Annotated in this window: 7 protein-coding genes; 5 read left to right on the forward strand and 2 right to left on the reverse strand. The window is 71.2% G+C overall.

The window, feature by feature from the left end; translation table 11 throughout:
- The first annotated feature begins 204 nt into the window (after positions 1 to 204).
- From RMN86_RS05690 to RMN86_RS05710, 5 genes are all read left to right on the forward strand, one after another.
- Complete coding sequence (locus RMN86_RS05690) at positions 205 to 2,130, forward strand: PQQ-binding-like beta-propeller repeat protein (protein ID WP_309604865.1); 1,926 nt, start codon at positions 205 to 207, stop codon at positions 2,128 to 2,130.
- A gap of 24 nt (positions 2,131 to 2,154) precedes the next feature.
- Positions 2,155 to 2,406 carry a hypothetical protein gene (locus RMN86_RS05695; protein WP_309604866.1) on the forward strand — a complete coding sequence of 84 codons (252 nt, stop codon included), beginning with the start codon at positions 2,155 to 2,157 and terminating at the stop codon, positions 2,404 to 2,406.
- A complete protein-coding gene (locus RMN86_RS05700; RefSeq protein WP_309604867.1) occupies positions 2,403 to 2,930 on the forward strand; it encodes a GNAT family N-acetyltransferase in 528 nt (175 codons plus the stop codon). Before RMN86_RS05695 ends, RMN86_RS05700 begins: the two co-directional genes overlap by 4 nt.
- An 84-nt stretch (positions 2,931 to 3,014) precedes the next feature.
- Positions 3,015 to 3,572: a tetratricopeptide repeat protein gene (locus RMN86_RS05705; protein WP_309604868.1), complete on the forward strand. Its 558-nt coding sequence runs from the start codon at positions 3,015 to 3,017 to the stop codon at positions 3,570 to 3,572.
- A 43-nt stretch (positions 3,573 to 3,615) separates the two neighbouring features.
- Complete coding sequence (locus RMN86_RS05710; protein WP_309604869.1) at positions 3,616 to 3,972, forward strand: hypothetical protein; 357 nt, start codon at positions 3,616 to 3,618, stop codon at positions 3,970 to 3,972.
- Here RMN86_RS05710 and RMN86_RS05715 read toward each other — a convergent pair.
- The gene (locus RMN86_RS05715) at positions 3,969 to 4,505 is read right to left on the reverse strand and encodes a DUF4199 domain-containing protein (protein WP_309604870.1); all 537 of its coding nucleotides are present in this window, start codon (positions 4,503 to 4,505) and stop codon (positions 3,969 to 3,971) included. The two genes, RMN86_RS05710 and RMN86_RS05715, sit on opposite strands and share 4 nt — an antisense overlap.
- Before the next feature lie 112 nt (positions 4,506 to 4,617).
- Positions 4,618 to 4,998 carry a response regulator transcription factor gene (locus RMN86_RS05720; protein WP_309604871.1) on the reverse strand — a complete coding sequence of 127 codons (381 nt, stop codon included), beginning with the start codon at positions 4,996 to 4,998 and terminating at the stop codon, positions 4,618 to 4,620.
- Positions 4,999 to 5,224: the final 226 nt, after the last annotated feature.

A 5,224-nucleotide genomic window follows, 5' to 3' on the forward strand; every position in this document is an offset into this window, starting at 1 on the left:
GCCGAGCTGGCCGCGGCGGCCAAGCTGATGCCACGCCGCGGCGGCGGCCCGCCGCGTCCGGCCGCGTCGCCCGACGCCACGCCCGCGGCGGCGGCGGGGAGCGCCCCGAAGCCGGGCGGGTGACCACCGGCGCCGCGGCGGGCATGGCCATCATGGGTTCGGCAAGTCCGAATGAGACGAACAGATTTCACGGGGGGTTCCACATTGCCGTCAGCTCGTAACTGGCTTTCCAGCCTGGCCCTGGCGGGCCTGGCAGCCATGGCGGTCTTGGGGTCGGCGCAGGCCCAGACTCCGGCCGCCGGCGCCGCCATCTATGAGGCCCGCTGCAAGGCCTGCCACGAAGGCGGCGTGCAGCGCGCGCCAGACCGCGCCGCCCTGGCCCAGCGCACCCCCGATGACATCGTCCACGCCATGACCGGCGGCATCATGACGCCCATGGCCCAGGGGCTCTCGGACGTGGACAAACAGGCCGTCGCGACCTATCTGACCATGGCGGGTCCGCAGGCTCAGGGTCGCCCCGCGGGCATCGAGATGCCGCGCATCGCGGTCAAGGGTCCAAGCACGCCCGATCCCCGGTGCGCCGCCAACCCGCCGATCCGGGCCACGCCCGGCGACTGGGCAAGCATGGGCCTCGACGCGCGATCCTCGCGCTTCCAGCGCCGGCCCGGCCTCACCGCCGCCGACCTGCCCCGGCTGAAGGTCAAGTGGTCCTACGCCATGACCGGCGGCGGCCAGCCGACCGTGGTCGGCGACTGGCTGTTCGTCACCAACCGGTCGGGCAGATTCTACGCGCTCGACGCCCAAACGGGCTGCGTCCACTGGTCGGTGGACGATCTGGTCTCGCGCACCACGCCGATGGTCATCAGGTCGCCGATCTCGCCCAGCGGCTGGCTCACGGTGGTCGGCCAGAACGACCGCCTCGTGCGCGCCTTCGACGCCCAGACCGGCAAACAACTGTGGCGGTCCGCCGAGCTGGAGACCCATCCGATCTCGGTGCTGACCGGATCGCCGGTGATCGCCGGCGATCGCCTTCTCGTGCCGATCTCCTCGATCGAGGAGGCCGCGGCCATGAGCAAGAGCTACGCCTGCTGCACCTTCCGCGGCTCGCTGGCGGCGCTCGACCTGGCCACCGGAAAACTGCTCTGGAAGACCACCATGATCCCGGAACCGGCCAGGGTGGTGCGCGAGAAGGACACCGGCCAGAAGGTCACCGGACCGGCCGGCGCGGCGATCTGGGCAGCGCCGTCGCTCGATCTGAAGCGCGGCCAGGTCTATGTCGTCACCGGCGACAGCTATACCGACGTGGACACCATCGGCCCCGACGCGGTGCTGGCGCTCGACATCAGGACCGGGGCGATCCGCTGGCGGCGCCAGGTGACGGAGCGCGACAATTTCGTCATGGGCTGCGGACCGGCCTCGACCTCCGGCAACTGCCCGACCCCCATGGGCCCCGACTACGACTTCGGCGCCACGCCGATCCTGATGACCCTGAAGGGCGGCAAGCAGGTGCTGGTGGCCGGCCAGAAATCCGGCATCGTCTACGGCCTCAACCCCGACACCGGCGCGCTGGTCTGGAAGACCCAGGTCGGCGTGGGCTCGGCGCTGGGCGGGGTGGAATGGGGCATCGGCGCCAACGATACACACGTCTTCGTGCCGATCGCCGATTTCGGACCGCTGATGGCCGAGATGCGGCCGGGTTCCGGACGCGGCCCGGCGGCCCGGGCCGGCCTCTATGCGCTCAACCCCGCCACCGGAGCCATCGTCTGGTCGACGCCCGCGCCCAGGGCCCCGTGCGTCTACGCCAGCGACAAGGGCAAACCCAGTCGCTGCGTCCGGTCCCAGTCGGCGGCGCCCGCCGTTATCCCGGGCGCCGTCCTGGAGGGCGGCCTCGACGGCTGGTTCCGCGCCTATGACGCCGGGACCGGCAAGATCCTGTGGGAGGATTCCACCACCTCGCGCACCTATGACACCGTCAACGGCGTCAAGGGCCAGCCCGGCGGCGGCATCGATGGCATGGGCCCGACCGTGGCCAATGGCATGGTCTATGTGGTCAGCGGCAATAACGGCGCGGCCCGCGTCGGCTCCAACGGGGTCAATGTGCTGCTGGCCTATTCCGTCGACGGCAAATAGCCCGCCAGGCCCGGGGGGACGGCTGTGACCGCACCGCAATTCACCGAGGCGGAGAGGCGCGTCACCCTGGCCGGCGTCGCCGTCTTCGGAACCTTCCTGACCGCCAGGCCGAACGCCGCCCTGGGCCTGTGGGTGGTGGCGGCGGCGCTGTTGGCGCTGCTGCTGATTCCCAGGATCCCCTTGCGCGACGCCAGCCCACCCGCCGCCCCGCGCCCCAGCGCGGGGGACGACATTCGGGACGAGGCGGCGGCGGTCCCGGCGCAACCCCGCCCTTGATCCCCGCGGAACTCCTCACGGCGCGGCTGCGCCTGCGACCCGCCGAGCCCGGAGACCTGGCCGATCTGCATGCGGTGTTCCGCGACGCGCGCGCCATGCGCTACTGGTCCACCCCGCCGCATGCCGACCTCGAACAGACCCGCGACGTCCTGGACCGGATGATCGCCGCGCCGCCGGGCGAAAGCCGCGACTTTGTGATCGAGCGCCAGGGCCGCGTCATCGGCAAGGCCGGCTGCTACCGGCTGCCCGAAATCGGCTACATCCTGCACCCCGACGCCTGGGGCCAGGGCCTGGCGACCGAGGCGCTGACCGCCGTCATCGCCCACCTCTTCGCGGCTTTCCCGATCGCCACGCTCACCGCCGATGTCGATCCGCGCAACGCCGCCAGCCTGGCTCTGCTGGCGCGCCTGGGCTTTGGCGAGACGCACCGCGCGCGCCGCACCTGGCTCGTCGGCGAAGCGTGGTGCGACAGCGTCTACCTGGCGCTCGACCGACCGCCCGGGGACGGGTCAGCTTCGCGTTGACAGCGGGGCGCCACAGGAAGAGTCTGACGCGTCGAACGCCGGTGGGCGGCCTCCGTCGCCCAGCGGCCCGATGGAGCGATCTCGATGCAGCGTCTCATCCTTTGTGCAGCCGCGCTTGGCGCGCTGGTCGTGGCGGGTGCGACCCGCGCCTCGGTGACGGTGATCGGCGGCGGCCTGGCCGAAGCCTGCTCGCGGGCGGCGATGGCCGGCAAATCGGAACCCCGCTTCGAGGCGCCGTGCACCCAGTCGCTGGAGGAGGAACAGCTCAGTCCCCGCGACCGCGCCGGCACCTTGGTCAACCGCGGCGTCCTGCGGATGCGCCGGTCGAACTGGCAGGCGGCGACCAAGGATTTCAACCAGGCCGTCCACATCAAGCCTGACCTCGGCGAGGCCTACGTCAATCGCGGCGCGGCCTCGATCGGCGAGCACCGCTACGCCGACGGCCTGACCGACCTCAACAGGGGGATCGCGCTGGGCACCGAGGAGCCGGCCAAGGCCTACTACAACCGCGCGCTGGCCTATGAGGGCCTGGACGACCTCAAGGCGGCCTATTTCGACTATCAGAAGGCCGTCGAACTGAGCCCCGAATGGACCGCGCCGAAGGAACAGCTGGTCCGCTTCCATGTCGCACGCAAGGAATAGGCGGCAACCCGAGCCGCGGACGGCCGTTCCACCGGCAGGCTCCATGCGCACCCTGTTGCTTCTCGCCGCCGTCATGACCGCCGCCACCGCCGGCGCGCAGGACTATCGCGCGCTGGCCCAGGCCCGGGATGCGGACGCCTTCGCCGCCGCCCTGGCCGCCCGCACCCGTGACGTCGCCCTGACCAACGAACTTTTTGCGCTGGAATTCCGCCTGCGGACCGAGCAGGCGCTGGTCGACCTGGCCCGCGCCGGCGCCCGACCGGCGCTCGGCCTGGGGCCCCTTCCCGCCCCCGGGGCGCCACTGCCGATGATCGACACCGCCGCTCTGGCCACCATTCCTGACGCCACACTCGCCCAGTCCAACGCCCGCGTCCGCGCCGCCGCCGCCAACCGCCGCTAGACCGCCGGGGCCGGCCGCGACCGCGCCGGGAGGAACCGCGGATTGCGCAGCAGTGCGGCGCTGACCCCGGCGACCAGCAGGCCCACCGGGAAGATCTCCACGAAGGTCTCCGGCAGGCGGTAGAGCGGGTTGGCGTACTGAACGCGCAGGGTCTGGGCCTCGGCCACCGCCTTGGCGTAGGCCGCGCCAGTGACGCCCGCGGCGCGCTTGGCGGCGAGCATGGCGGAGGCGTACTTGTCCATGAAGCTGTAGTGGGTCGCGGCCAGATAGACCTCCCACACCGCCACATAGATGAGCGAGGCGACGACGGCGATGCCCAGGCCGAGCCCGAAGGCGGGCCAGAACCTGATCACCCCGCCCAGCGCCTGGTCGCGGTGCTGCTTGACGCCCACCAGGATGGCGGAGAGGCCCACCAGCATGATCAGGTAGCCGGTCCAGATATTGCCGTCGCCGAAGGCGATGATGAGAGCCAGGGTGCTGGCGATGATGACGAGGCCGGAGATCAGGCCGTAGGTGAGAATGAGGCGGGTCATGGTGTGCGCTCCCTTGAGGTTCGCCGGGAGCCTGCCGGCGCGGCTTTGCGAACGGTATCGCCCGAAAGGGTGAGATCGTGCGCCTGACCCCTTCGGCGGGCTCTGGGTCCGGTCACGGGATCAGCTGGAGGTCGCGCGCCTTGCTGATCGCCTGGGTGCGCCGGGCGACCTCCAGCTTGGCGAACAGGTTGGCGAGGTGGGTCTTAACCGTGTTGGGCGACAGGCCGAGCGCCCGCGCGATCTCCTTGTTGGACTGTCCGGCGGCCAGGCGTTCCAGCACCCGCATCTCCTGGCCGGTGACCCCGAGCGCGCGCTGCGCCAGGGTGTTGCGCGCGAAGGTTGTCGACGGCGCCCGCCACGTCAGCTTCCACCCCACCCAGACTCCGCCGGCGGCGAAGGCCATGCCGATCGCGGTGACATAGATCCGCCAGGAGAGCAGCCGCGCCAGGTACTGGAATTCCAGCCAGCGCAGCGCCAGGGCGCCTGCGGCCATAACCAGCGCCCAAAGGATCACGGTGCGGATCATCGCGTGATGGTGCGCGATCCACGCCGGGCGTCAACCGCGCGACAGGGTTCAGCAGGGCTCCGAACTCGGGTTAACAGAATACAAATTTTCTCTGTCATCCCGGCCGTAAGCCTGCGCACGCAGGCTGAAGCGCCGGGACCCAGAGTCCAGCGCACGCCGTTCTGGGTCCCGGCGCGGCCTTTCAGGCCGTCCG

The sequence above is a fragment of the Phenylobacterium sp. genome (assembly GCF_031360265.1).
GTDB lineage: Bacteria > Pseudomonadota > Alphaproteobacteria > Caulobacterales > Caulobacteraceae > Phenylobacterium.

Bases quoted from the DNA above. Each gene is read 5' to 3' on its own strand.
- RMN86_RS05705 (WP_309604868.1), top strand. From the start codon at position 3,015: ATGCAGCGTCTCATCCTTTGTGCAGCCGCGCTTGGCGCGCTGGTCGTG.
- RMN86_RS05710 (WP_309604869.1), top strand. From the start codon at position 3,616: ATGCGCACCCTGTTGCTTCTCGCCGCCGTCATGACCGCCGCCACCGCC.
- RMN86_RS05715 (WP_309604870.1), bottom strand. From the start codon at position 4,505: ATGACCCGCCTCATTCTCACCTACGGCCTGATCTCCGGCCTCGTCATC.
- RMN86_RS05720 (WP_309604871.1), bottom strand. From the start codon at position 4,998: ATGGCCGCAGGCGCCCTGGCGCTGCGCTGGCTGGAATTCCAGTACCTG.